This is a genomic window from Tautonia sp. JC769, assembly GCF_040717455.1.
In the GTDB taxonomy this organism is placed as follows: Bacteria; Planctomycetota; Planctomycetia; order Isosphaerales; family Isosphaeraceae; genus Tautonia.
This window is the reverse complement of record NZ_JBFEFH010000015.1, coordinates 72,521-97,138: the sequence shown is the minus strand read 5'-3', so window position 1 is coordinate 97,138 and position 24,618 is coordinate 72,521. Positions and strand designations below refer to the sequence as shown.

General features: G+C 69.1%; 24 protein-coding genes. 9 read left to right on the top strand and 15 right to left on the bottom strand.

Going from position 1 to position 24,618, the window contains the following annotated elements; all coding sequences use genetic code 11:
- Positions 1-15 precede the first annotated feature (15 nt).
- The 15 genes from AB1L88_RS15710 to AB1L88_RS15640 form a co-directional block, all read right to left on the bottom strand.
- Complete coding sequence (locus AB1L88_RS15710; protein WP_367097622.1) at positions 16-450, bottom strand: hypothetical protein; 435 nt, start codon at positions 448-450, stop codon at positions 16-18.
- Between the two features lie 50 nt (positions 451-500).
- The gene (locus AB1L88_RS15705; protein WP_367097621.1) at positions 501-851 is read right to left on the bottom strand and encodes a hypothetical protein; all 351 of its coding nucleotides are present in this window, start codon (positions 849-851) and stop codon (positions 501-503) included.
- Between the two features lie 26 nt (positions 852-877).
- Positions 878-7,810, bottom strand: a complete 6,933-nt coding sequence (locus AB1L88_RS15700; protein ID WP_367097620.1) for a LamG-like jellyroll fold domain-containing protein — start codon at positions 7,808-7,810, stop codon at positions 878-880.
- A 25-nt stretch (positions 7,811-7,835) separates the two neighbouring features.
- Complete coding sequence (locus AB1L88_RS15695; RefSeq protein ID WP_367097619.1) at positions 7,836-8,237, bottom strand: hypothetical protein; 402 nt, start codon at positions 8,235-8,237, stop codon at positions 7,836-7,838.
- A gap of 75 nt (positions 8,238-8,312) precedes the next feature.
- Complete coding sequence (locus AB1L88_RS15690) at positions 8,313-9,185, bottom strand: glycine-rich domain-containing protein (RefSeq protein ID WP_367097618.1); 873 nt, start codon at positions 9,183-9,185, stop codon at positions 8,313-8,315.
- Between the two features lie 14 nt (positions 9,186-9,199).
- Entirely contained in the window at positions 9,200-9,829 is a 630-nt protein-coding gene (locus tag AB1L88_RS15685; protein ID WP_367097617.1) for a hypothetical protein, read from the bottom strand.
- On the bottom strand, positions 9,819-10,535 hold the full coding sequence (locus AB1L88_RS15680) for a hypothetical protein (RefSeq protein WP_367097616.1): 717 nt from the start codon (positions 10,533-10,535) through the stop codon (positions 9,819-9,821). The genes AB1L88_RS15685 and AB1L88_RS15680 overlap by 11 nt, the downstream gene beginning before the upstream one ends.
- A gap of 32 nt (positions 10,536-10,567) precedes the next feature.
- Positions 10,568-10,900 carry a hypothetical protein gene (locus AB1L88_RS15675; protein WP_367097615.1) on the bottom strand — a complete coding sequence of 111 codons (333 nt, stop codon included), beginning with the start codon at positions 10,898-10,900 and terminating at the stop codon, positions 10,568-10,570.
- 99 nt (positions 10,901-10,999) lie between these two features.
- On the bottom strand, positions 11,000-12,031 hold the full coding sequence (locus AB1L88_RS15670; RefSeq protein ID WP_367097614.1) for a major capsid protein: 1,032 nt from the start codon (positions 12,029-12,031) through the stop codon (positions 11,000-11,002).
- A 108-nt stretch (positions 12,032-12,139) separates the two neighbouring features.
- Positions 12,140-13,207, bottom strand: coding sequence for a hypothetical protein (locus tag AB1L88_RS15665; RefSeq protein ID WP_367097613.1), 1,068 nt, complete (start codon positions 13,205-13,207; stop codon positions 12,140-12,142).
- 69 nt (positions 13,208-13,276) lie between these two features.
- Positions 13,277-14,032, bottom strand: a complete 756-nt coding sequence (locus AB1L88_RS15660) for a hypothetical protein (protein WP_367097612.1) — start codon at positions 14,030-14,032, stop codon at positions 13,277-13,279.
- 48 nt (positions 14,033-14,080) lie between these two features.
- A complete protein-coding gene (locus AB1L88_RS15655; RefSeq protein WP_367097611.1) occupies positions 14,081-15,064 on the bottom strand; it encodes a S49 family peptidase in 984 nt (327 codons plus the stop codon).
- Positions 15,057-16,670 carry a hypothetical protein gene (locus AB1L88_RS15650; RefSeq protein WP_367097610.1) on the bottom strand — a complete coding sequence of 538 codons (1,614 nt, stop codon included), beginning with the start codon at positions 16,668-16,670 and terminating at the stop codon, positions 15,057-15,059. Before AB1L88_RS15650 ends, AB1L88_RS15655 begins: the two co-directional genes overlap by 8 nt.
- A gap of 31 nt (positions 16,671-16,701) precedes the next feature.
- Positions 16,702-16,965, bottom strand: coding sequence for a hypothetical protein (locus tag AB1L88_RS15645; RefSeq protein ID WP_367097609.1), 264 nt, complete (start codon positions 16,963-16,965; stop codon positions 16,702-16,704).
- Entirely contained in the window at positions 16,962-17,189 is a 228-nt protein-coding gene (locus AB1L88_RS15640) for a hypothetical protein (protein ID WP_367097608.1), read from the bottom strand. Before AB1L88_RS15640 ends, AB1L88_RS15645 begins: the two co-directional genes overlap by 4 nt.
- Positions 17,190-17,521: 332 nt before the next feature.
- Here AB1L88_RS15640 and AB1L88_RS15635 point away from each other — a divergent pair, with 332 nt between their 5' ends.
- The 9 genes from AB1L88_RS15635 (at position 17,522) to AB1L88_RS15595 (ending at position 24,563) form a co-directional block, all read left to right on the top strand.
- Complete coding sequence (locus AB1L88_RS15635) at positions 17,522-17,770, top strand: hypothetical protein (RefSeq protein WP_367097607.1); 249 nt, start codon at positions 17,522-17,524, stop codon at positions 17,768-17,770.
- Positions 17,771-17,806: 36 nt separating this feature from the next.
- Positions 17,807-18,271: a hypothetical protein gene (locus AB1L88_RS15630; protein ID WP_367097606.1), complete on the top strand. Its 465-nt coding sequence runs from the start codon at positions 17,807-17,809 to the stop codon at positions 18,269-18,271.
- Positions 18,272-18,333: 62 nt separating this feature from the next.
- Complete coding sequence (locus AB1L88_RS15625; protein WP_367097605.1) at positions 18,334-18,807, top strand: GNAT family N-acetyltransferase; 474 nt, start codon at positions 18,334-18,336, stop codon at positions 18,805-18,807.
- Positions 18,804-19,067: a hypothetical protein gene (locus tag AB1L88_RS15620; protein ID WP_367097604.1), complete on the top strand. Its 264-nt coding sequence runs from the start codon at positions 18,804-18,806 to the stop codon at positions 19,065-19,067. The genes AB1L88_RS15625 and AB1L88_RS15620 overlap by 4 nt, the downstream gene beginning before the upstream one ends.
- Positions 19,068-19,097: 30 nt before the next feature.
- The gene (locus tag AB1L88_RS15615; protein ID WP_367097603.1) at positions 19,098-19,412 is read left to right on the top strand and encodes a hypothetical protein; all 315 of its coding nucleotides are present in this window, start codon (positions 19,098-19,100) and stop codon (positions 19,410-19,412) included.
- 1 nt (position 19,413) lies between these two features.
- Positions 19,414-19,704, top strand: coding sequence for a hypothetical protein (locus tag AB1L88_RS15610; RefSeq protein WP_367097602.1), 291 nt, complete (start codon positions 19,414-19,416; stop codon positions 19,702-19,704).
- 42 nt (positions 19,705-19,746) lie between these two features.
- Positions 19,747-20,409, top strand: coding sequence for a hypothetical protein (locus tag AB1L88_RS15605; protein ID WP_367097601.1), 663 nt, complete (start codon positions 19,747-19,749; stop codon positions 20,407-20,409).
- A gap of 327 nt (positions 20,410-20,736) precedes the next feature.
- Positions 20,737-22,098, top strand: a complete 1,362-nt coding sequence (locus AB1L88_RS15600) for a DNA methyltransferase (protein WP_367097600.1) — start codon at positions 20,737-20,739, stop codon at positions 22,096-22,098.
- Positions 22,095-24,563, top strand: coding sequence for a sensor histidine kinase (locus AB1L88_RS15595; protein WP_367097599.1), 2,469 nt, complete (start codon positions 22,095-22,097; stop codon positions 24,561-24,563). Before AB1L88_RS15600 ends, AB1L88_RS15595 begins: the two co-directional genes overlap by 4 nt.
- The last annotated feature ends 55 nt before the right edge of the window (positions 24,564-24,618 follow it).

Here is a 24,618-nt window from a genome sequence, read left to right as displayed (position 1 = left end):
GTCACGACCCCGGGGTCAGGTCTCGACGGAGACCGTCAGGGGGCTGGTCACCCCGTCGGTCGAGCGGCTGGTGATCGTGCTCTGCAGGGTGCCGATCGCCTCGTGCGCGCCGCCGCCGGAGTGGTTCTCGCACAGGGCGTTGGTCAGGGTGTAGCGGATGTCCCCCGCCTCGGGGGTCTGCGCCGCGTTCAGCTCCGACTTGTGGACGCAGGTGAACGTCCCGGTGGTGCCGATCGGCACGTTGATCTCGTTGTTCTTGTCCTCGCTCGAGACGGTGAACCGCGGCGAGGCCCCGATCAGCTTGTTGGTGGTGTTGAAGAGGTCCGCGTCCGCCTTGCCCTGGACCGACCGGCCCTGCAGGTCGTGCTGGACGTCGGAGACCGCGTTGAAGACGGTCGCGGCCGGGGAGACCCCGAACCGCGCCTCGACCCAGTTGATCTGTCGGCTCATCGCCGAGTCCCCTTTCTGGCTGGATGGACCCGAGAACCCGGTTGAAACAATCAACCAAATATAGGTTCGCCCGGCAGGTAATCATACACGACATTCCCGCCGACGCGATCGCCGGAGCTGGTGGTCAGGTACAATCCCTCGCCGCCCGGGAGCACCGCGATCGGCGTGTCGCCCCCGAGCGACTCCCCGGCGCCGGAGCCCGCGTCGGCCTTGATCGGCCAGTGACGCGCCGTGAAGTCGGACCCGTTGGCCGAGCCCCGGAGCTGGACGACGTTGCCGTCCTCGTGCCCCTGGACGACCAGGCCGAAGACGGCGAGGAAGTGGCCGGCGCGGGCCGGGGCGATCAGGAGGTCGCCCGCCTCGGACCGGTCGAAGTGGTGGACTCGTCGCAACTGATTCATGTCGATCCTCCCGTTCAGGTTCGCGCTCAGGTCCGGACGGCGCGGACCACCCGGCAGGCGTCCGCGATCACCAGGCCGTCCGCGTCATTCGTCACCCGCACGACCAGCGTCGGGTCCCCCGAGGCCACGGCGGCCAGGACGTGCCAGGTCGCGGCCCCCGCGACGTAGCGTTGCACCGGGAATCGCTGGTCGATCCGTCGCGTGGCCAGGACCCGGCCCGTCCCGTCCTCGACCGACCAGGGCGCGTTGCTCGCCCGGTTCGACGCCGCCGACCAGGAGATCATCACCAGGTGCCAGGCCCCCGGCGTCAGCCCCTCGAACGCGAACGAGGCCGAGGCCCCGGGCGGTCCCGGATCCGCGTAGCGGCTGGCCCCCGAATAGCTGGCCACGCCGGACGTCGTCCAGGCCCCCGCCTCGGCGTATCCGGGGCCGCCGGCGACCGCGATCGCCTCGGTCCCGGGGACCTCGTCGAAGTCCTCGCCCAGCCAGGCCGGCCGCGCCGGTGCCGTCGCGGCGGCCCCGAGCACGAGCCGCTGGCCGGCGAGGAAGTCCATGCAGGCCCGGTACTTCGGGGCCTCGGCCGGGTCCTGGGAGATCCACTCCAGGAGGCCCCAGGCCCCCCACTGCGAGATGCGGCCGGCCAGGTAGTACATGACCGCCCGGTCCCAGCCGAGCGCCTCCATCCGCGTCAGGGCCCCGAGGACGGCCTCGTACATCGCCTCGGACCGGTGCAGGTCGGCCAGGGCCGGGTCGAGGACGCCGCCGCCCCGCGTCGGCACGTCGTGCGGGCCCGCCTCGTAGGCGTCCAGTCTGATCGTCCGGCCCAGCGTCCACTCCTTCTCCGCGCGCAGGGCGGGGATCGCCGGGGTCAGGTTCTCCTCCAGCTCCCCCGGGATCCAGTCGCGGTAGAATTGCTCGATCTGGGCGTCGGGGACGCCCGTCGACTCGGCCGGGAACTCGTGGCCCCAGTAGGCGTCGACCGAGATCAGGTCGTACCCGCCGTCCGCCGCCGGCCCCCGGATCATCTCGTCGTGCAGCTCGAAGTAGCCGAGGACCGTGCGCGTCATCGCCGGGTTGGCCCGCTGCCAGGCCGCGACCCGGGTGACGGCGGCCCGGTTGCCGCCGAACCCGGCGATGAACGCCTCGAACCGCTTGATGGCCCGGTCGGCGTAATGCCGCTGGTACTGGCTCGGCCAGGTCCCGAAATGCACCAGGAAACTATGCTGCTGGAACGTCTGGTTCCAGGGCTCGTTGGTGTACTCCAGGACGATCGCGGGGACGCCCAGGGCCAGGGCCAGGGCGCCGAACTCGAAGGCGTAGTCCTCGGTCGTCAGGTGGCCGAGGTTGATCCAGGGGGTCCGCCCGGCCTGCATCGCCAGGCGGAGGGCCAGCTCCGGCGCGACGCCCCGGTCGCCCGTCTGCATGGCGCCGAGCCGGGCCCGGTCGTCCCACTCCTGGACGAGGGACTGGCTGTTGGTCTGCAGCGGGTCCATCATCCGGAACGTGTCGAACGGCGTGGCCCGGGCGAGGATCGCCGGCGACCAGGGCCGGGGCACGTCGCTGTCCGCGAAGGCGACCCCGTCGCCCCACTGGCCGGGCAGGTAGAGGTTGACCGCCGTGACGTGGTCGAGCGGGTCGGACTCGTAGATGCGCAGCTCCAGGCCGGTGTTGTTCGCGGCGGAGACGACGACGTCGTGGAGGGCGCCCGACTCCGTCGTGTCGAGCACGACGTTCCCCCGATTCCGCACCTGGACCCGGCCGGTGCCGGCGAACCGCATCCGGTAGGTGCCGGTCGGGTAAAGCCCGCCCGCGTTCAGGAACGGGGCCGTGCGGTAATAGTTCGCCGGGTCGAGATTCCCCATCCCGATCGGGTAGCCGTTGGCGTCCTTCGCCGGCCGGTCCTCGGAGTCGCTCTCCGGCCCCTTCAGCTCCCACGTCGAGGTCCCTTGCTTCGCCACGTCGACCAGGGCGCCGTCCGGCGAATAGTAGTGCAGCGGGGGGAGGCCGGTCCCCAGCGCCATGGGGGCCGGGCCGTCGCCGGCCTCGGCGACCGCGACGGCCACCGGGTCCGACTCCGCGCCGACGGCCAGCTCGACGCCGGCCGGGTCGACGACGCGGGTCCGGTAGACCCAGGTCCCCGGGCCGGGCCGGTCGGTCCCGTAGGCGGCGCCGACGCCGTCGATCGTCGTCCAGTCGCCGGACCCCTCGGCCCGGCGTTGCCACTGCATCCGGATCGGCGCGCCCGTCGTGCCCCCGAGCGGGTAGCCGCCCGCCTGGAAGGCCACCCGGCCCGACCCGAGGCCGGCCGCCAGCGCCACGCCCGGCGCCGAGGCCGGGGCGAAGTCGCCCCCGGCCGCCTGGCGGTTGGCGGACGGCCCGGACGTCGGCCAGGCGTCGAACCGCGTGTCCGTGTTCGTGAGGAACCCGTTGTGCTGCAGGCCGACCGCGACGTTGCGCCGCCGGGTGACGTAGTGCGGCTGCTCGCCGGTGCTGTTGATCGCCTTGAAGTTCAGCGGGTTGACCCGCAGGTGCAGGTGCGCGAAGGCCAGGCCCGAGGCCGGGTCGAACTGGAACTGGCCGAACTGCCCGCGCTCGACCCGCCAGCGGTCGGCCGGGAGCGTCGACCAGGGGGTCGAGTCGTTCCAGAGGTGCCAGCCCTGGTACGCCATGTCGTAGACGTTGGCGTGGCTGACCTGCTGCCGGAGCGTGATCGTCCGGAAGCTGGACCCGTAATTGGTCGTGTCCCGGGGCGGCCAGTGCCCGAGGACGATCCCGTGGCACCCCATCACCCGGAGCGGGTGCTGGGTGTCGTTCTGGATCGCGAGCTGCAGCCGCGTCCAGGCCGCGTGCCGGCCCGGGATCTCGACGAAGTAGCCGTAGCTGTTGCCCGGGCTGGCGGCGTTCGGGCGGTGCTCGATCCGGTCGAAGCCGCCCCAGTGCAGGGAGACGTCGTCCGAGCCGAAGACGCGGCAGTGGATGCGATTGGACACGATCCGGCAGTCGGCCACCTCGATCAGGGCGTTCTGCCCGGCCGACTGGCTCGGCGTCCCGATCTGCATGACGATGCTGTCGTAGGCGTTCTCGGTCACCGAGGACAGCCCGTGGATCGCCAGCATGTAATTGCCGGCCTTCACCCGCCAGGCGCCGACCTCGGCGAAGTCCCCGACGGCCGCCGTCTCCAGCCGCGACGGCCCGACCATGCGGTTGGGGTTGCTGCTCGGCCAGTCCATGCCGATCCCGCCGTTGATCGCCCCGGCGGCCACGAAGTCGACCGGGGCCAGCACGACCCGGGTGTAGATCCCCGCCGACCGGGCCGCCCAGGTGACCGAGCCGAGCGGCTGCGACGGGTCCGTGCCGTCGTTCCAGGCGCTGTTGAGCGCGTCCGGATGCGTCGGGTCGACGTATTTGGTGACCCAACGCCCGTCGAGCGGCCCCCGGGTGATCGTCGCGACGGCGCCGTGGAACAGGACGGCCGGGGATCGCGGCGAGAAGTCGGCATTGTAGGGGCGGTCGAAGACCGTGACCTCGCACACATACGAGCGGTCGCCGGCCAGGTCGCGGCCCCCGAGCTGGACGTAGGCGGCGAAGCCGGTCGGCCGCCCGTAGGCCTGGCCGGTGGTCGGGTGCGCCTCGCCCACGACCTCGCCCGTGGCGGCGTCCCGGAACGCCAGCTCGACCGGGTAGTGGGCGAGCCACTCCCGGTCCAGCGCGGGCAGCTCGGCCAGGTCGACGAGGCTCCGGCGGTCCAGCTCGGCGTCCCGGCAGGTGACGATCGCCGACGCCCTGGCCTCGGCCTGCGCGATCTCCGCGTCGGCCCAGCCCTCGCCGGTCGCCAGCCGCATCAGGTCCCCGGTCGGCGCCGCCAGGTCCGAACCCGGGTCGACCCCCAGGTAGCTCGTCACCGGGTTGGCCGCCGCCCCGGCCACGCCGTCGACGGCCGTCGGTTCCCCGTCGGCGGCCAGGTGGTTCGCCCCGTGGCGATCCTGCCTCGCGCCGCCCTCCTCGTCCAGGTCCCACCAGGAGACGAGGCCGAAGTCGGCCTTCTGGGCGCCGCTGAGTTCCTCGTAGCGGCGACCCGCGCCGCCGTTGTAGAGGAACTCGTGCAGCTCCGCGATCCGGGAGCCGATCCCCCCGGGCGGGGCCTTGTACCAGGCGACGTTGTCCATCCTCCCGAACATCGTGCCGGCGATCGATCCCCCCGCGCCCAGCCGGAACGGCCCGCTCGCCGTCCGGAGCGTCCCGGTCGTGGCCGCCGCGTTCGGCGGGTTGTCGTCGACCCGGATGTTGACGGTCTGCGCCGCCGCGTCGTGCCAGGCCGACACGAAGAGCCAGGTGCCCAGCGGGGGGCTGCCCAGCCCGGCGGCGTCGACCTCCCCCCGGTTCGCGCCGCCGCTGCCGGCGACCAGGAAGCGGAGCACGTCGCTGGCCGAGTAGAAGAGCTGCCATTCCCGGTCGCCGGTCGCGACCCCCTTGCCCGCGATCCCGAAGTTGCTGGCCTTCGAGTCGAGCCGGATCCAGCCGGACCATCCCCAGTCGCCGTCGCCCGCCTGGACCGAGGCGTTGCTGGCGGCCGAGAGCGACTGGCCGGCGCCGTCGAAGCCGACGGCGCGCCCGGGGGTCTGCTCGCCGGTCGGGCCGAGGGGCAGCCCGGCCGCGGTCGTCGCGCCGATCTCCCGGCCGCGGGCCGCGAAGGTCACCGCGTCCCCCCGCCGCGAGACCCGGAGCGGGAGCCATCGCGACTCGGGGACCCACCCGACCCGGTCGTCGGCCAGCCCGCTCGTCGTGCCCCCCGTGGTGTTGCGCGGCGCGCCGACCCGGCCGGTCGCGACCGCCTCGGCCCCGACGGCCGGCGGGGTCAGCCCGTGCCCGCCGAAGGCGAGGAACCGGATCCAGCCGGCCTCCGGGTCCGTCTCGGTGACCGGCATCTCGTCGGGATAGGCCGGGTCCCCCTCGATCCGGATCAGGTCGTCCGACGCGAACCGGTGGCCCGGCCCGACGTCCAGCTCCATGCGCGTGACCTGGCGCGTGTCGATCGTGACGTCCGTCCCGGTCGAGCCCAGGATCTCCCGCCTGCCGTAGACCGAGTCGTCCGAGACGATCGACTCCAGGGGATCCCCCGCCGGCCCGAAGTAATCCAGGGCGACCCGGCCGTCCGGCCGGACCGAGATCCGCAGCCCGGAGCCGTCCTCGGCGACCTCGCCGTACCACTGCTCGGCGGTCGCCGCGGGGCTCGGGAAGAACCCCTGGATGAGCCAGTCCCAGCTCGACCGGCCCGAGATCGCGGCCCCCTCGGACGCCATCGAGCAGACGCCGGCCAGGTCGAGCCGCCTCGGGGGGTCGCGGAGCACCGGCGCCGTCGCGTAGGACGACGACCAGGTCCGGCCTCCCAGGGGGACCGACGTGGCATACTGGTTGACGTGGCACTCCCCGGCGAGGCCCCCGGACGACGGCCTCCGGAACCCGTCGATCGGGACGTGGTCGAACCGGAAGAGGCGGCCCGGGTCGGCCCGGTCGGCGAACCGCCAGGCATACGGCTCGACCCAGGCGATCGGGCCGGCCACGGGGGGGGCCTCGGCCGTCGCCCCCGGCCCCGCGGCGAAGAGTCCCGCGACGTCCGCCTCGGTGAGGGCACGGTCCCAGGCCATGACCCGCTGCAGGCCGCCGAAGAGCGACTGATGCGGCCAACTCGCCGTCAGCAGGCCGCCCAGCCAGGTCTCGGTGCTCGCGATCGGGTCCGTCCCGGCCCCGGTCGCCGTCGAGAACGCGCTGCCGTTGATGCTCAGGCGCAGCGTGTTGCCGTCCCGGACCGCCACGACCAGGTTCAGGTCGTCGGTCGCCACGCCCGAGGACCGCGTCACCGACGCGGTGCCCCCCCCGGCCAGCTCGACCATGAACCGCACGACCCGGTTGTGGTCGTAGTCGAGCACGACCGGCGCCTCGTCGCCGCCCGGCTCGCCGACCGAGACGATCGTGTAGCGGACGCTGCGCCAGCCGATCGAGGCCGGGATCTCGACCCAGGCCGCAACCGTGTTCGCCGTGCTGCCGGCCGGGAGGATCGACGGGCCCTTGGCGATGATGACCTCGTTCTCGATCGAGTACGGCACCCCGCCGCCGCCGACCGCCCGGCCCAGCAACTCCGATTCGCCGGTCAGGTCCCCCGGGTCGTCCTCGAACGCCACGCCCGGCGGGTACGCCACGGCGAGGGCGTCGACCACCGGCAGGCCCAGGAGCGGCTCGGCGCTCAGGCTCGGCGGGTAGGCCACGGCGAGGGAGTCGACCACCGGCAGCGTGAGCGTCGAGTCGTGGCTGACCGTCGGCGGGTAGGCCGCCGCGAGGGAGTCGATGACCGGCAGCAGGAGCGTCGAGTCGATCTCCAGGCCCGGCGGATAGGCCTCGGCCGTCGCCAGGACGACCGGCAGCAGGAGGGCCGAGTCGTGGCCGACCGTCGGCGGGTTCGCCGCGGCGAAGGCGTCGATGACCGGCAGGAAGAGGGCCGGATCCTGCTGACCGAACTGGCCCCGCCCCCGCCCCGGCCGGGTGACCGACACCTGCCCGGCGATCTCGACCGTGAAGGACGGGCCGGTGACCTGGACCTCGTAATCGCCGGTGTCGACCCGCGTCCGGGCCGGCTGGACCCCGACCAGGCCGAGCGTCGTCTGGGTCAACGCTTGCTGCGCCGCCTCGATCAGGGACGCCAGCCGACGCCTCCCGTCCTGCCGATGGTCCCGTTCCTGGGACCGGCTGGTGATCCAGAGGCGATAGCGGATCACCCGCGTCGAGTAATCGACGCTCCGGGCCTCGGTCGAATAGCCGTCGAGTTCGACCCAGGCCAGCGCGCGCTCCCGGTCGCCCGCCGGCGCGCTCCAGGGCGACCCTTCGAGCACGCGGTCGAAGGCCCCGGTCGCCTCCAGGGCCGCCTGGGCCGCCTCGATGACCCGGTCGTCTTGCAGGATCGACACGCTCGCACCCCCCCGTCCCGATCGCTCAGATGCGGATCCAGCCGTTCTCGTTGACGCCGATCAGGATGTTCCGCCCGTCCGGCGTGATCGGGAGCCCGGTGACGTTCGTGTCCAGGTAGGTCACCAGGTAGCTCGTCGCCGGATCCCCGGTGTCGACGTAGAGGATCAGCGCCTCGCTCGCGTTGCCGGTGACGCTCGGGAAGCTCGCGTTGTCCGAGTCGAACACGCCCCCCGCGAGGCTCTTGTTCGCCAGCAACCCGGAATGGGACACCTGGGCCCCGGCCGGGACGTCGCTCAGGAATTCATGGGCGGCGTCATAGGTGTACTCGTCGAGATCGACGAGCAGCGCCCTCACGTCGGCCGCCATCAGGTTCAGCCCGGTCCCCAGGGCCCGCTCCCGCGCCTTCGGGTAAACGACATTCGCCATCGCACACCGCCTTTCCGCCTTGGACTCGATCGCCTCGCCGGCCGGCCGCGCGGCCGGCCCCCGCCTCGCCTCGCCTCACGCCCGGACCCAGATCACCACGACCCCGCCCGCGCCCGGGGCGCTCGGGGCGATCCGGCGGCCCCCGCCGCCCGAGCCGTAGCCGGGGCTGGTGGAGGCCGACTGGTCGCCGAAGAACTGGGCCGGGCATCCGTCGCCGCCCCGGGCATTGGTGCCGGCCGCCCCGGGCCATTCGCCCGCCGCCCCGGGCCCGCCCGGGAGCCCCGGGGAGAAGCCCGAGACGGCGTCGGTCGCGTCCTGGCCCCGGCCGCCCGCCCCGCCGCCGCCCGCGCCGACCCGCCGCGCCCCGTCGTCCTGATTCAGCCCCTGGCCGCCGTCGAAGCCCTCGCCCATGACCTCGGACGGCAGGGCGAGGCCGGGATTGATGCCGCCGGACCCGGCCGGATTCTTCCCGGGGCCGCCGCCGCCGGAGCCGCCGTCGCGCCCGCTCAGCCCGTTGTTGGTGAATTGCGTGGCGCCGCCCCCGCCGCCGCCGATCGCCTCCACCAGGGGGGTGGCGCCCGAGAGGATGCGGGACGGGGAGCCGTCGTTGCCGCGGTTGTTCAGCGAGGCGCCCGCCCCCCCCGCGCCGACTTCCACGGTGTAGGTCCCGGGGGCCACCTCGAGCACGCCTCGCTTGCGGCGCCCGGCCCCGCCGCCCGCGCCGCCGACCTGGCACCCGCCCGACCCGCCCCCGCCGATGACCTCGTATTCGACGCGCCCGGCCCCGCCGAAGGTGACCGAGCCCGCGCCCTCGAAGCGCAGGACCCGATGGCCGTCGACCGTCGTGTCGCTCGGCGATCCCGTCGTCCCCGAGATCGCCGCCCAGGTCGTCGCGTCCCCGCCCCCGCCGATCAGGCGGGGAAACCGAGCCGATGTCACCAGTCCCATCGCGTTGCGTCTCCTCATCCGAAGGACGGGTCGGCCGCCGCGGCGACCGGGGCATCGCCCGTCGCGGCCGCCGCGCCCGCCTGGCCGGCGACCGGCGCGGCGGTCCCGTCGTCCGCGACCGCGTTGGCCGCCCGGACGGCGACCAGGTACGCCTGGCCCGGCGTCAGGCCGGGCACCGTGACCCGATACGAGGCCTTGCCGCCCAGGACCGGGACGACCGCCGAGGGGGGGGCGTCGAAGTCGATCGGGCCCGGGTCGGCCGCCGCCCAGACGCGGAACTCCGAGGCCGCCCGGGCGTCCCGGACCCAGAGGGAGGACCAGAGCACGACCAGCTCGCCCGCCTCGCCGGGCATCGCCATCGCGAATTGCACCGGCCTCGGCCGGAGCGTCACGTCGTTGCCGTCGCCGTCGGTGATCAGCTCGACGACCGCGTCGGTCCCGTCCTCTTCCAGGCCCAGGTCCCGGTCATACGCCCGGACCAGGAATCTCCAGTGCGCGTCGGGCGTCAGCGACGGCCCCGCGACGGAGTCCTCGGCGCGCGTCGTCTTCCAGGGCGCCGACAGGTCGATCGGCCCGCCTTCGCCGTCGTTGGCATAGATCCGGTATTCGATGTCCCCCGGGCCGGGGCCGGCGTCACCAGCCAAGGTTGCCCCCCTTCTCCCAGAACTCCCGGGGACGGCCGGTGAAGTCGTCTTCCTGGATGCCGAAGGCGGGCCGCGCCCGGGCCGGACGGGACGCCTGGGAGGCGAGCACCGCGCCCAGCTCCGCGTCGGCCGCCTCGCAGTACATCCGCGCCTTCTCGGCCCACTGGCTCCGTTCCTCGGAGACGATCAGGCGAGACAGGTCCCGGCACCGCTGGCACAAGACCTTCAGGACGCACGCCCGGCGCAGGTCCAGGCCCGCCACCGACGGTCCCAGCCCCCGGAACTGCAGGTGCCGGGCGATCGAGTCGGTGGCCCGGTCGATCCGGGGCCGCGCCGTCGAGACCTGGAACCGGACCGAGGCCAGGTCGCCGAGCAACCCCGGTGGGACGCCCCCTCCCGAGCTGCCCAGTGGCCGGAGCGTCATGATCGACCCGGCGACCGCCGCGACGGCCAGGAGCTGGTCCCGGTAGGGCACGGCCCCGTCGGCCACGTCCCCGAGGTCCGACAGGAAACAGAGGTGCCCCGGGGCGACCCCCTGCGCCTCGAAGTCGTTCGAGGGCGAGGCGAGCACCCAGGGGCTGGCCGCCGCGACCGCCCCGTCCCGGCCGATCGCCAGGATCGGCTCGGCGAACAGGAGCGGCCAGTCGTTGGACGCCTCGATCGCGATGTCCTCGTCGGTGCAGAACAAGCCGTCCCAGGTGCCCATCCCTCAGCCCCCTTCGCCCGGTCGCCGATCGCTCAGTCGTCCTTCAACGCGGTCCCCGGCTCCGGCTTCAGGCTCCTGGGCAGCTCGGGCTTCTTCTTCGGGTCGGTCCGCTGCTCGATCACCGGTTCCCGGCCGGGCATCGACTGTTCGACCGTCTCCCGCCCCCCGTGGATCACGCCGATCGCCCCGGTCTCGACCAGCCGGTCGATCTCGGCGCCCGGGCCCAGGTCGGCCGCCCGGATGATCTCCCCCTTCGAGGCCGATCCGCACCGGCTCACGAGCACCTTGAACCGCGCCCCGTCGTCCTTCTTCCGGAACGACTCGAACGCCTCGCCGATCGGATTGGTGCCGAATGACTTGCTCATGCGTCCCTCTTCGTCTGGGTGACCGCCCCGGCCGGGGTGAATCCCGGCCGGGGCGGCGCGACTGACTCGACACGTTCCACGGGCCCGATCGCCGACCGATCAGGCGACCTTCATGATCACGACGGCGCCGCCGTAGAAGACGACCGGGCCGCCGTTGAAGCCGCGGTGGACCTCGATGCGGGGCGGGGGTTCCTGGTCCGAGTTCATCCCCTTGGGCACGACCCGGACGTAGGGGGCCGCCGACATGCCGGGGTTGACCCGATTGAGCGTGTAGCGGAAGGCCCCGAGCCGCGCGTTGTTCTCGCGACGGCCGAAGACGACGACGTAGTCATCCGGGATCCAGGTCTGCCAGACCCCGAGGTCGTCGAGGTAGCCGCCCTCGTAGATCTGGACCTGGGGCAGGTCTTCCCGCTCCAGGATCCGGTTGGTCGGGGCCAGGCCGTCGACCGAGGAGAGCCCCTCGGCCCGACGCCCGCCCAGGTCGTTGCCGTTGGTGTTGCCGTACATCTTCTGGGCGGTCGCCTCGGTCATCATGGCGACCGAGCCGGCGCCGAAGGTGACCGACTGCCCCCGGGCGAGCAGCTTGACCGCCCGGAAGTCGGCCAGGATGCGGGCCGTCGCCTGGTTCCCCCAGCCGATCGGGGCCACATACACCTTGGGGTCGTAGGCCGCGAAGTCGACGACCTCGCCGGTCTGATCCAGCACGACATAGGACCCGGTCGAGACCAGGGTCCAGATCAGCCACTTGATCCGGCTGACCTGGCGATGCAACAGCATCTCCTGGCGCTCGGTGACCAGGCTCGAGACGTCGATCGAGTCGCTCCAGGACCCCATCCGGGCCCGGAGCGTCATCTCCGTCTCGTCGATGACCATCTTCTCGCCGAAGACGCCGGGCTTGGCCTCGAACTGGGCGAAGCCCTTGTTGGGGACCAGGCGGGGTTCCCCGTCGAGCCCCCGGAACTGCATCAGTCCCGTCGTCGGGTCGGCCTGTCGCCAGACGAGGCGCGGGATCGGGTCGTTCTCCAGGGGGAAGAACTGGAAGATCGGGTCGTTCAGCGTGAGCTTGTCGAAGAGGACGGGGTCGATCTCCGTCAGCTCGGCCGAAGTCGGGAAGACGAGGTCTTGTTGCATGGGTGAAAGGCTCCCGATTCGCCCGGCTGTCTGGTGACGACCCCGGGCCAGTGCTCCGTGGTGAAAGGTCCGCTGCCGGGGCGCGCCGACTCGGCGCGCCCCGATCGATCAGAAGATCAGGATCAGGCCGTCGCCCAGGGTGCCCTTGAGCATCCGGCCGAGGATGTGCGCGGCGTCGGCGTCGAGCCCGACCAGATCCTGCGTCCGGAAGGTCCCGGCGAAGAACGCGGTGATGCTCTTGTCCCCCTTCTCGTTGAGGTAGCCGGACGCCTGCTCCCCGAGGGTGATCAGGCCGTGCGCGTCGGTGGCCACCGTGCGCGGCAGGACGCAGCGGGGGTTGCCCGTGCTGTTGTGCCGCGGGATCCGCTTGCCCGGGATGACCGAGCCGGCCGTGAGGGTGAAGTCCGTCTGGGCCGCGGTCCCCCCGCTCGGGGTGATCGCCCCGGCGTGGTTGCCGTTGACGTAGACGTTGACCCGCGTCACCCGGGCGCTCAGGCCGGTGATCTGGCCGATCCTCAGTTGCTGGGCGCTGGTCATGGCGATCGACGCCACCGGGGAGCCCGCCGTCTCCCCCTCGGCCGTCTCATAGGCGACCTGGACGTTGTACGACCCGGCCGCATACCCGCCCGCCGACCCGGTCCCCGAGGCGGTCGGGGCCGCCGCCGGGTTGGCCAGCTTCAAGCTCGCATAGGCCTCATACGTCCCGGCCGATCGCCCGACCTGTCCCGTGGCGATGTCGTACGACCCGCCCCCGGTCAAGGCCGAGACGGTCAGGGTGGGCGACGTCGCCGGGAACCCGGCCAGTTGGTTCTGGAGCGTGATCGTCAGCGGGCCGGTCGGCAGGGCCGAGCCGGTGACCGCCACGTTGCCCGATCCGTAGATCGCTTCGAGCGCCGTGGCCAGGTCGGCGTTCGAGATGTCGTGGTCGAGATCCTCGGTCTCCCGGGCCAGGCCCGTGAGGGGATCGACGGCCGAGAGCCGCCAGATGCCCCCGCCGACGGTGTCGCTGACCGACAGCGTGAAGGTGTGATTCTGGGCGCCGATCCGCTGCCCGAGCAGCGTCCCGCGCGACAGGGATACGTTCGGGGGGAGATTGACCGGGAGGCAGAACCCCCCGTGGATCTCGTCCCGGACGACCCGAGGGTCGAAGGTGATGACCGCCCCCGGCTGAAACATGAGAATTTCTCCCTCTCAAAGACGAACCGAATCCGTACCACCCCCTGGGAACCGATCGCGGCCTGGGCCTCAGCGCGTCAGGCCGACTCGCTGTTTCAGGGCCGCGACGTCGAGTTCGCCGGACCGAATCCGAGCCAACGCCGCCTGCCCGGTCGTCGTCATGCCGAGCAATTGGGCCATCCGCTCGGCCGTCGGGGCATTGCCCCCGACCCGTTCAGTGCCCTCGCCCGGGTCGAGCACCGATCGCCCGCCCTCCAGGTTGACCTTGGCCACGGTGCCCCCCGAGGGGCCCAGGGCTTCGAGCCCTCCCATCGCGGCGTTCTTGTGCTGCCGGCCCGGCGCGACGTGCTCGGCCGTCCAGCCGTGGCCCTCGCCGCCGGAGAGCTGGGCGACGTACCCCTCGGCCAGCTTCGTCCCGTTCGCGGCGTCGGACTCGGCCAGCGCGGTGTAGGTGGCCTGGATCGCCGACGCCTGCGCCGGGACGATCTTGTTCGCCTTGATCAGGTTCCGGGTCAGCGCCTCGGCCTGGTCCTTGATCGAGGTCGTGTTGGCCTCCACCAGCTTGTTGACCATGCCGATCAGGCTGTCGATCTTCTTCTGGCTGGCGTCCAGCTTCGCCTGCATCTCGGCCAGGGCCGGATCCGGCTCGGCCTTCAGCAGCTCCCCGGCCACCTCTTCGACCTTCGGCGCCTTGGTCCGTGCCTCGGCCTCGGCGTCGGCGTCCTCGAACTCGATCGGGTTGTCCTGCTCGTCGACCAGGGCGTGCCCCTGTTCGTTCTCGAGCCGGTACTTGCCGGCCGCCGTCTTCTTCTTGAACCATCCCATGAGACTCATGTCCTCACCAGGGGTTGAGATCGAGCGTTCCTGGTCCGATCAACGCGGCCGGACCTTCCCGCGGACGACCGGGAGGCGACCCGCCCGCCCGGTGGTGGCGCTCCCCCCCGAGGGGCTCGCCTTGGCTTGCGATGGCGCCCGGGCCGCCCGGGCCCTCGGCCGACGCCCGGGGTCCTGGCCGATGCCCCGGATCGCGTCCTCGAGCGTCCCGAGCTGGTCGACCATGCCCGCCTCCAGGGCCGCCGAGCCGGTCATGACCCAGCCCGCGCCGAAGTCCCGACGCACCTTGGCCTCGGAGACCTTGCGATTGCCCGCGACCGCCGCGACGAACTTCTCGCCCAGCGCGTCGATGCGGTCCTGCCAGAGCTCGGCCCCGGCCGGGTCGTTCGGGTCCGGGTCCTTGTTCGGCCCCTGGACGGCGACGAAGGTGTTGAGCAGGACCCCCGCGTGCTCCCGGAGCCATTCCGGGTCCTGGTCGACGACCGTCACCAGCGCCCCGATCGAGCCCAGCTCCGCCGCCGGGTGGGCCACGACCCGCCGCGCCGTCGAGCCGATCCAGTAGGCGCCCGAGGCCATCGTGCCCGAGGTGTAGGCCCAGACCGGCTTGGCCCGGTCGACGGCCCGGACCAGGTCGGCCGCCTCGGCGGTGCCCGCCACCTGGCCCCCCGGCGAGTCGACGTCGAGCACGATCCCCGAGATCGACGGGTCGGCGGCCAGCCGCCCCAGCGCCTGCGTCCAGTGCTCGAGGATCGTCCCCCCGAACAGGAACCCCTCGATCCGGTTGACGTAGGTGTCGCGGGCGACATGGACGCCGTAGAAGCCGAGCACGGCGACGGACCCGACCTTCCAGGCCCGGACGGGCGCGAAGTTCGGCCCCGGGTCCTCGGACTCGACACCCTGGAAGTCGGGCCGTGCCGTCAGCGCCCGGGGGCGTCCGCTGGCCCAGGCGACCCCCTCCCGGAGTTGCCGCAAGGCGGTCGCCTCGATCACCCAGGCCCCGCTCGGGATCCGCACCTCAGTCATCCTCGCCTCCCAGCTCTTGAGCCTCGGGCCCGGCGGGCAAGGCCCGCCAGATCGCCTCGGTGATCGCCTCGTCCTCGTCGTCGAAGTCCGGCACGTCCCCGGCCGGCTGGCCCCGATTCGGCCGGACCCGCTGCCGGGCGCGTGCCCAGGCCTCGCCGATCCGGCCCGCCCGGGGCGCCTCCAGGACGGCGACCGCCGACCGGGTATCCGGCCCGCCCCGCCGCCGCCGGACCCGCCCCCGGAGCCCGCCCCGCCGGGCCTCTTGCTCCCGCTGTTGCTTCTCGGCCAGGTAGGCGTCCCAGGTCCGCCGCGAGAGCGACCCCGGGGCCAGGTCGAACTCCAGGGCCGACTGAGTCCCCCAGTCCTTCCACCACTCCCGGCCCTCCGGCGTCCGCATCAGGTCGCTGATCCGCTCGGCGTCGGCCAGCGCCCGGGGGAGCTGCCGCTTGACATCGGAGGTGAGCGGGCCGTCGTAGCCGAATCGCGGCCAGGTATAGAACCCGTTCCACGTCCCGCCCGCGAGCCGCTTCCGCCCCTCGCCCGCCGCCGTCGTCTCGATCCGGGCCACCCCGAGCCGGATGGCGTGCTCGACCTCCCGGCCGAAGACGGCCCGGCCCAGGCCGCGATTCCGCTGGTTCTTGTCGACCGCGAAATAGGCGTTGTAGAGGATCGTCTGGCCGTTGGACTCGCCCATCAGGACCCGGTCCGCATAGTAGCCGTCGCCCTTGACGACGATCCGGACGCGGTCCCGACTCACCCCGTCGACCCGGACATGCACCGTCGCGTCGTCCGGCGCCCCTCCCAGGCTCGCCAGGTCTTCGCGGCGGACCGGGCGGCCGAGCAGCTCCCCGGCCTTCGCCAGGGCACGCTCGACCTCTTCGGCGTCCTCGTCGTCCGGCAACGGCGGGTCGAACGGGTCGCCGGACCGGACCGGCGCGAGGCTGGCCCCGAACGGCTCGGCCGCCCCGGCCGGCGGGGCGGGGGGGACCGTGTTCGCCTTCCGCCGCTCGATCGAGCACTTGCAGTTGGTCCGGCACTCGCACTTCTCGGTCGGCAGCGGCAGCGTGCCGATCGGCACCCAGCCCAGCGCCGCGTACCGGGGGCAGTCGACGCAGTTGTCCCGGGCGTTGAGCCGTCGCCGCTCCTCGGTGTAACCGGCCTCGCCGTCGCGCCGCCGGTTGACCTCGTCGAAGCTCGACCGCCCGGTCCGGGCGTACATGTCGACCCGGGCCAGGAACCGCCTGTCGAGCGTCACCTCGCCCCGCTCGATCTCCTTCGCGAAGCGGTTCAGGTGCCGGTACTGCTCCCGGAGCCGGCGGCCGGCGATCAGGAAGTCCCGCCGGTCGGCCTGGTCCCAGCCCCCGGCCGCCAGCGCCGCCGACGCCGTGTGCATCGACCGCAGCCGATCGGCCACCAGCGCCTGCCATTCGGCCACGGAGATCGACCCCGAGGCCAGCCGCCGGCTCGCCTGGTTGATCGCCCGGCGCTCCTGGTCGATCGCCGATTGCAACGCCCCGGCGACCCGGGCACGCGACACCATCCGACCCCCCGGGCCGCGATAGCGCCGGAGCCTCGGATCGAAGGTGAAGCCGCTCGGGTCGGGCACGGTGGGATCGCCTCAACAAAAGGGGGCCGGGTCAGAGGGGGAGCGGCTCGGGGAGCGTCGTCCCGCTGTCGTCGTCGTCCTCGTCGTCCTCGTCGCCGTCGTCGGCGACGATCGGCTCGACGCCCAGGGCGCCGCAGACCAGGAAGGCCAGGCCGACGACCGAACCCCGGACGAGCATCTCCCGCCCGTCCGCGCAGATCAGGAGCGACTCGTCACCGCTGACGTGCTCGATGCGCTCGACCGTCTCCGGGTTGACCGCGACCTGCGCCCCGCTCGGTTGCCGAAAGATGATCATGGGATCTCCGCTCCGTTGATGTCGGCCCCGGTCAGGGCCGCCTGCCATCGCTCAACCAGGTCGTCCAGGGCGTCCCGGACCTCGTAGACCCGGCCGAACCGATCCATCTCGACGACCCGATGCGTCCCGGCGTCCTCAAGGCGGTCGATCCGGTCCGCCCGGATCACCAGCGTCCGGTCCGCCTCCCCCGCCTTGATCCGCGTCACCCGCATCAGGATCGCCATCGCCGACACGCTCCGCGTCCAGGACCGTGCGATACGCCCGGGGCGCCCGCCGCCGCCACCACGACCGCGCCGACGCGATCGCCGCGTCGTCGACCTCCGCCATCCGGTCCAGGTCCGCCTCGGTCCACTCGATCGCCTCCCCCCTCACGGCCACCCCTCCGCGTCCGAAAAATCCAAACCAGGAACGGGTTGATTTTTCTTGAGAATCAGGGCTGGAAAACGTATACTCTCTAGAGGGTTGAGCGTTTCAACCTGATTCATCGTACTGAAAACCGAGTGCGATGGGCAATTCCAACCCGAATTGTTTTCCCGCCTGCCCCGGAGACCGGACCATGCCGACCCTGCATCCCGCGATCACGCCCCGTTTCCTCCGCTCGATCCGCCAGGTCGTGGCGATCCGCGCCTCGGCCCGGGCCGACCTGGACGCCGCCTCGCCGGACCGGCGCGGTTCCGAGTGGTGGGGCGACCGGGAGTCGGAGATCGCCTGGTGCGACCGCTGGCTCGACCACCAGGCCGACCGGCTCGCGATCGCCGTCGACGAGCTGAAGGCGCTGGGCGGCCGGAGCCCGTCGGTCAACTGATCACCCCGGGCCCTCGAACCACAGGAGACCCCGACGATGACGACCGAGACGACCGAATCGACCGAGGCCAACACGTTCGCCGCCTGGCTCCGCGACCAGGTGGATCAGTACGAAGACCTCGCCGCCTCGTACGAGTCCGCGATCCCCGCCTATCGCCGCATGGGCCACACCGACCGGATGATCCGCGGCATCGAGCGCCAGGCCTGGCTCTCGCGCCGGATCGCCTCCCTCTGCCGGGAGCTGGCCGACGAGGCGCAGGCCACCCGCTCGACCACGCCCGACGAGCTGGACGACGCCCGTGCCCGCTTCTGGGAGCAGGAGCAAGTCGACCGCTCCGTGCCCGGCGAAGACCCGTCGCCGTGCGAGTTCCTGGCCGACTATGCCAGCCAGGACCAGAACTACCCGAGGCCCCACCCGATGGCCGCGATGGGGCCGGGCCGTCGCCCGAGCCCCTGCCCGGATCGCCCCGGCGTCGACGACGAGATCGACATTCCCTTCTGAAGCCACTCCCCCGTCAACCCGAGGCCGGTCGAACCGGCCTCGGGCACTCAGGAGCCCGCTGCATGCCTCGCACGCGAACCACCCCGATCTGCAACATCCGCTGGATGATCCGCCGCGACCTGCCCGACGTCCTGGCCATCGAGCAGGCCAGCGACCCGGCCCCCTGGTGCGAGGAGGAGTTCCTCCGCGTGCTCCGCCAGCGCAACTGCATTGGCATGGTCGCCGAGGCGGACGACCGGGTCCTCGGCTTCATGATCTACACGCTGCACAAGTCGCACCTCCAGGTCTCGAAGTTTGCCGTCACCCCCGAGGCCCGCCGTCGCGGCGTCGGCCGCCAGATGATGGCCAAGCTCGTCGGCAAGCTGGGAGAGCGGCGGCATCGGATCCTGATCAACGTGCCGCTCTCGGAGCGTTGCGACGGCCCCATGTTCCTCAAGGCGATGGGCTTCATCGCCACCGCGGTCTTCTCCGACACGCCGGAGCCGGGCATCGACACCCTCGAATTCGTGCTCCGTCGCGATTGGATCGACTCATGAGTTGGGTTTGCCTGATCGCCCAGATCCTCGCCTGGGCCTGGGCGATCTGCCTCCCCTTCAACCTGTTCCTGGTGTGGCTGGCCTGGTCGTCGAACCGGGCCGATGACTACCCGGACCCGCCGTATGGGTGGTCCTGGTGCGTCTTCGTCGCCATCGCCGGGGGCCCGCTGCTCGCCTCGCTCGCGATCGCCTACGCGATCGCCCCGACCCTGCCCTCGATCTGCGACGACCACGACAACGACCCCCGCACTCCCCTTTGAGCCGAAAGGCAGGAACCAGGAGGCCGAATCATGCCCGGATACGGAAAACCGAAGGTCGACTGGCGCACGGTGCAAGGGCCGGACGGGCGCAACAGTCAATGGTGGCTCGGGCAGACCGGCTATCACGTCCGCCATTGCGGACACCCGACCGCCCTCTGGCCCTACACCAGCCACACCCCGGACGGACGCACCCTCTCCAACGATGGGCAAAAGCGCCTGGGGTCTCTCCGGGAGAACCAGCGATTCCTCGAAGACCTCTGCCGGGAGGAAACCGGATCGGTCCCGATGATCCACCCCCCGACCCCTTTGTTCGACCTCGTCAATGATTCGATCGGAGAGCAATGAAATGGCGAACTTCGGATGGTCCTATCCCGCGGGGTGCCGGAGCACCCCCTATGACGAGCCCGCCGGCCCGTGCGACGTGTGCGGCCAGGACGTCGACTCGGACGCCTGCATCTGCCCCGAGTGCCCCGAGTGCGGCGGTTGCGGCGACTCGCGGTGTTATGTGCCCGGCAAGTGTGGGCTCGTCCGCTCGCCCGAGCAGCTCCAGGCCCGTGCCGACGCGGAAGCCGCCTGGAAGGCCGAGGCGGATGCCGAGCGTCTCGCCTTCGAACTTGATCCGCCTGAGACCTGGTAATCCGTCCCCTCGTTGTCCATGCCCCCTCGGAGGAACCCGTCGATGCTCGTGCTCGTGTCCGGCGCCAGCGCCACCCTGGACCGCTATGCCGATCGCCCGTGGCTGGGCTCGTTCGTCCAGCCGCGCAACGGCATCGCGCCCGGGGTCCTGGAGCAGCGATGGCATGAGCGCGGTTGGCCCTGGGCTTGCGACAACGACGCCTTCAACGAATCCTTCGACCATGGCCGGTTCGTCCGCATGGTCAACCGCCTGGTCGGCCGCCCCGGGTTGCTCTGGATCGCCGTCCCCGATGTCGTGGGCGATTGCTCGGGCACGGCGCACCTGTTCCTGGAACACTGGCACCAGCTCCATTGCTGGGAGCGTGATGGCCAGGAGCACGAGACGCCGCTGGCCTGGGTCGCTCAGGATGGGGCCGAGGACCACCACCTGACGGAGGACTGCCTCGGGGTGGCCGATTGCGTCTTCCTCGGGGGCTCGACCGTCTGGAAGGAATCTCGGGCCGCCGCCTCGATCGCGGCCGAGGCCAAGGATCGCGGCCGATTGGTCCACATGGGCCGGGTCAACACGAAACGTCGGCTCAGGATCGCCTTCGAGATGGAGTGCGATTCGGTCGACGGCACCGGTGCCAGCATGTTCCCCGAGGTGACCCTGGCCAATTTCGACCGCTGGCTCGGCACGTTAACCCGCCAACCGGCGTTGTTCTGAATCACCAGACGAGACGGACATTGACCTCGCGGACAGGGCAAGGTGATTCGGGGCTGTGGGGACGGGAGCACTAAGGAGTCAGGTTCTGCTGTACATTCGACGTAATTCTTTGAGAATACTGCGGATACACACGAGGGCGACGCAACCTTTTTCGTGGCTGAAGATAAGGTATAATTCCAGGCGACCAGTATTGGGCCCAGTTGATCGACTTCAAGGACGAGTCGCTTTACGATTCAGGTTCTCGGTGCACGCCGAGTGCAATTCTCGGGAAGCAGATCCGATGGGCCACGCAATCACCTGGGCACGAATGCCTCCGGGAATTTGTTTGTGAACGCATCAACATCGCTCATTTGGGATGATCAGGCTTTAAAGGAGTATCTGGATTCGTTTTCCACCGAGGACCAGGAATACTGGTCCTTTCGGAGCAATGCCGTCCGCAAAAATATGCACGGCTACTTTCAATATCCTGCGATGATGGTTCCATCTATGCAGGGTGAGCTGATTGGAGCAGTCCTAAAAGCGAGTCCTAATATTAAGAGCATCTTCGATCCGTTCGCGGGGTCGGGCACGACTCTCACGGAAGCTATGCTGAACGGCCTCGACTATACGGGGTACGACATTAATCCACTCGCCGTCCTCGTCTGTCGGGCTAAACAGGGCCCCTTCTTCGCGCGTGCTATCAGGGATCACCTTGCAAGGTTGCTCAGCGAAGTGCGTAGGGATACCAGTTCCGGGCTCGAGACCGATTTCCCGGGGCTCAGCAAGTGGTACAAGCCAAAGGTTGCGGTTGAGCTTTCGCGCCTGCGCCGATCGATCCGTGAATTACCAACCGTCCAGGTGCGAAGATTTTTCTGGGTCGTGTTGGCGGAGGCCGCTAGGGTCACTAGCAACTCCAGGACTTCTACCTTCAAGCTCCATATCAGGAGCCAAGAGGACATCGCCCAACGAGAGCTTTCGCCGATACAAATCTTCGAAGAAACGGCGATACGGAATCTCGGAAAACTGATTGAGCAACAACGCGAGCTCAAGCAGCGGAATCTGCTCACGAGCGGACATTACAAAGGTGCTGTGAATATCCATCTCAAGGATACCTCGAAGCTTGATCCGAGTGATCACGAACGGCCCCTGCACGATCTCCTCGTCACATCGCCCCCCTATGGGGACAACGTTTCGACGGTGACCTATGGTCAGTTCTCTTACCTTCCGCTGAACTGGATCGATTCAGAGGATATCGAACCTGCGATGGACGCTTCCTGGCTTAAGTCGACCCACGAGATCGACAGTCGAAGCCTGGGTGGCTCGCGCAAATACGCACTCGACGTAGTAGATCATCTACGATCCATCTCTCCTGCGTTCGGCGAGACCATTGATAATCTCTTGGACCAGCCACGAGATCGTAGAGTAAGAGCAACGGCGTTCATCCGGGACTTGGATCGATGTCTCGAGACGGTTATGGCGTCGTTACGCACTGGAGCATATCTACTCTGGACGGTCGGCAACCGCCGTGTCGGTGATTACGCCGTACCCTTGGATCGGATACTCGTCGATCTGCTCAAGCCTCGTGGCGCGGTTCCTGTGGCGAAGATTGAGCGGCGCATTCCCTCCAAGAGGATGGCGGTCAGGAACAGTATCTCCTCGACGATGCGGTCGGAGACAATCCTGATCCTGCGTAAGGAGGCGACAACTTGAGCAATCAGGGAGAAGATGAACTCCAGTTTGACATCGACGCGTCCATCATTTTCCAGCTCGGCGACCAGCTAATCACGGACGATATCCAGGCGTTAGTCGAATTGATCAAGAACAGCTATGACGCGGATTCTAGCTACGCGAACGTAAGAATTGATACGACCTCCGGTCCAGGGGAAGGGTTCACTTATTCGAACGCCAAGGGCTGCATCATCATTGAGGATGACGGGACAGGGATGGATCTCGGGACAATCAAGGATGGTTGGCTTTTCATCTCGAAGTCGCCCAAGCGTGAGTTCAAAGCTCAACATCGAAAAACCAAGAAAGGCAGAACCCCTCTCGGAGATAAGGGGCTCGGAAGACTGGGCGTCCAGAAGCTCGGAGAGAACGTCGAGATCATCACTCGCACGGCCGAAGGCCAGTCGGCCCTACACGTTTCATTCTCATGGGAGGATTTCAGGCAGGTCGATAGGCTCTCGGATGTCAGGCCGAAGCTCAAAGAAGTGCAGACTCGCAAGACGCCGGGCACGACTCTTGTCATCTCAGCCATAAAGGATGTCGACGCCTGGAAGGGCGAAGATGCGACCAGGCGACTTCAAACCGAACTCTCGAGAATGCTCTCTCCCTATGCTCAGGCGAGAGACTTCACGGTTGCCGCGACGCTCGACGGCAAGCGGATCGAGTTGGCTGAGATCACCGATCTGGTAAGGAGCGTCGCCCAGGTTCGCTACTTGGTCGACTTTGATGGAGGCTGCTTGCAAATCAAGGGGATGTCCCGGCTCGACTTTTTTAGAGTTCACCGAGGGGACGAGAAAGAGATTTTTGAAGACCTCGTATCGGCCGATAATGGGCAGGCGTTTCTGGACTTTCTCCTGAAGCTGCCCGCGTCGGCTGGCCTCAACCTGCGAAGGTCGTCCAGGCCCGGTTGGTTCGTAGAGTTTGAAAGGGCTCGCGGGCTGGAAGATATTGATGGACTCGTCTACATCGACGAGAAACCAGCTGATCCGGGCCCATTCCACGCCGAGGTCGACTCGTTCAACTTCCGCCAGCTTGATCGATTCGAGGGTGTCTTCAACAAGGAATCCGAATTCAAGAATTACATCAAATCGTTCTCAGGCATCAGGGTCTACCGCGACGGTTTCGGCGTTCGTGTGCCAGATGATTGGCTAGAACTCCGCAAGGGCTGGACTTCTGGCGGTTCATACTACGGGCTCAGGCCTGAGAACACGCTGGGTTTCGTCCAGATTAGTGCTCGAGAGAACGCACAGCTTCTCGAAACCACAAACCGAGAGGCGTTCACCGAGACTCCTTACTATTTGAACTTCAAGGCCATTCTGCAGGAATTCATCCGATTCTCGAGCGAGGCACAAGAGTTCGTTCGGCGCGGTTGGAACGAATTCAAAAAGGTGACCGTAAGGACTGGGGACGGTCAACCTCGCCGATATACGACGACGCAGCTAGCTGGCGAACTCAAAGTCGGCTTTCAGAGGGCTGCAGAGACGCGGGAGCGTGCCGAACACTTCAATCGAGTCATCGAAACAGCGGTAGCTCGGGTCGTGGAGATTACTCGCGCACTCCCCGCCGATGCCGCCGAATCGGTAGTCATACGTCAGGCCACGAAGGAACTCAACGAGCATATCAAAGAAGCAGGCCGTGTACGGGTTGAGCTGGAGGCCTCCCTTCGGGAAATCGATCGCCTTGAAAACACAGCTCAGCATCTGGTCGACAGGATGGAGACTCTGAGTGAGCAACTCGCCGAGGTCTACGAGACCGTGAGTCTTGGCTTGACGGCGGAAGTCCTTTCCCATGAGATCCAACAGGTGGCCGATGGGCTCGCGGCAAGGACGAAGAGGATTAAGGACCATCTGGGAAGACAGAAGCAACGCGATGCTACTATCCAGCTCTACGCCGAGCACGTCAGTAGCAGCGTCGCCGCTCTTCGGAAGCAGCTCGGACACCTCACGCCTTCTCTGCGTTACGCGCGACATAAGCGTGAACAGATCGATGTCCAGGAGTTCGCTCAATCGTTGCTCGAATTCCATGAGGATAGGCTGATCGCCGCGACTCTCAAGACAGAATTAATCGCCTCGAAACAATCGAATTTCATAATCTTCATGAATCGGGGAAAGTTGACTCAAGTTGTCGACAACCTCATTTTGAACAGCGAGTATTGGCTGCGAGAGGAATTGCGAACCGGCCGCAGTAAGGCCGGCTGCATCTTCGTTGAGGTCTCCAAGCCCTACATCCGCATTTGGGATAACGGCCGGGGGATCGATCCGGCTGTGGAGGATACATTGTTTCAGCCCTTCGTGACCACGAAGAAGAAGGACAAAGGTCGCGGACTGGGGCTTTTTATCGTTCGTCAGCTTCTCGATTCCGACGGTTGCACGATCACGATCCTTCCTACTCGGAACGAGCAGGACAGGCTCTTCAAATTCCAGATCGACTTCTCGGGCTCCCAGGTATAACAGGCCCTGACACCCCCCAGAAAAGACTGGTAGTCTCGACAACCACCCAGGTTCT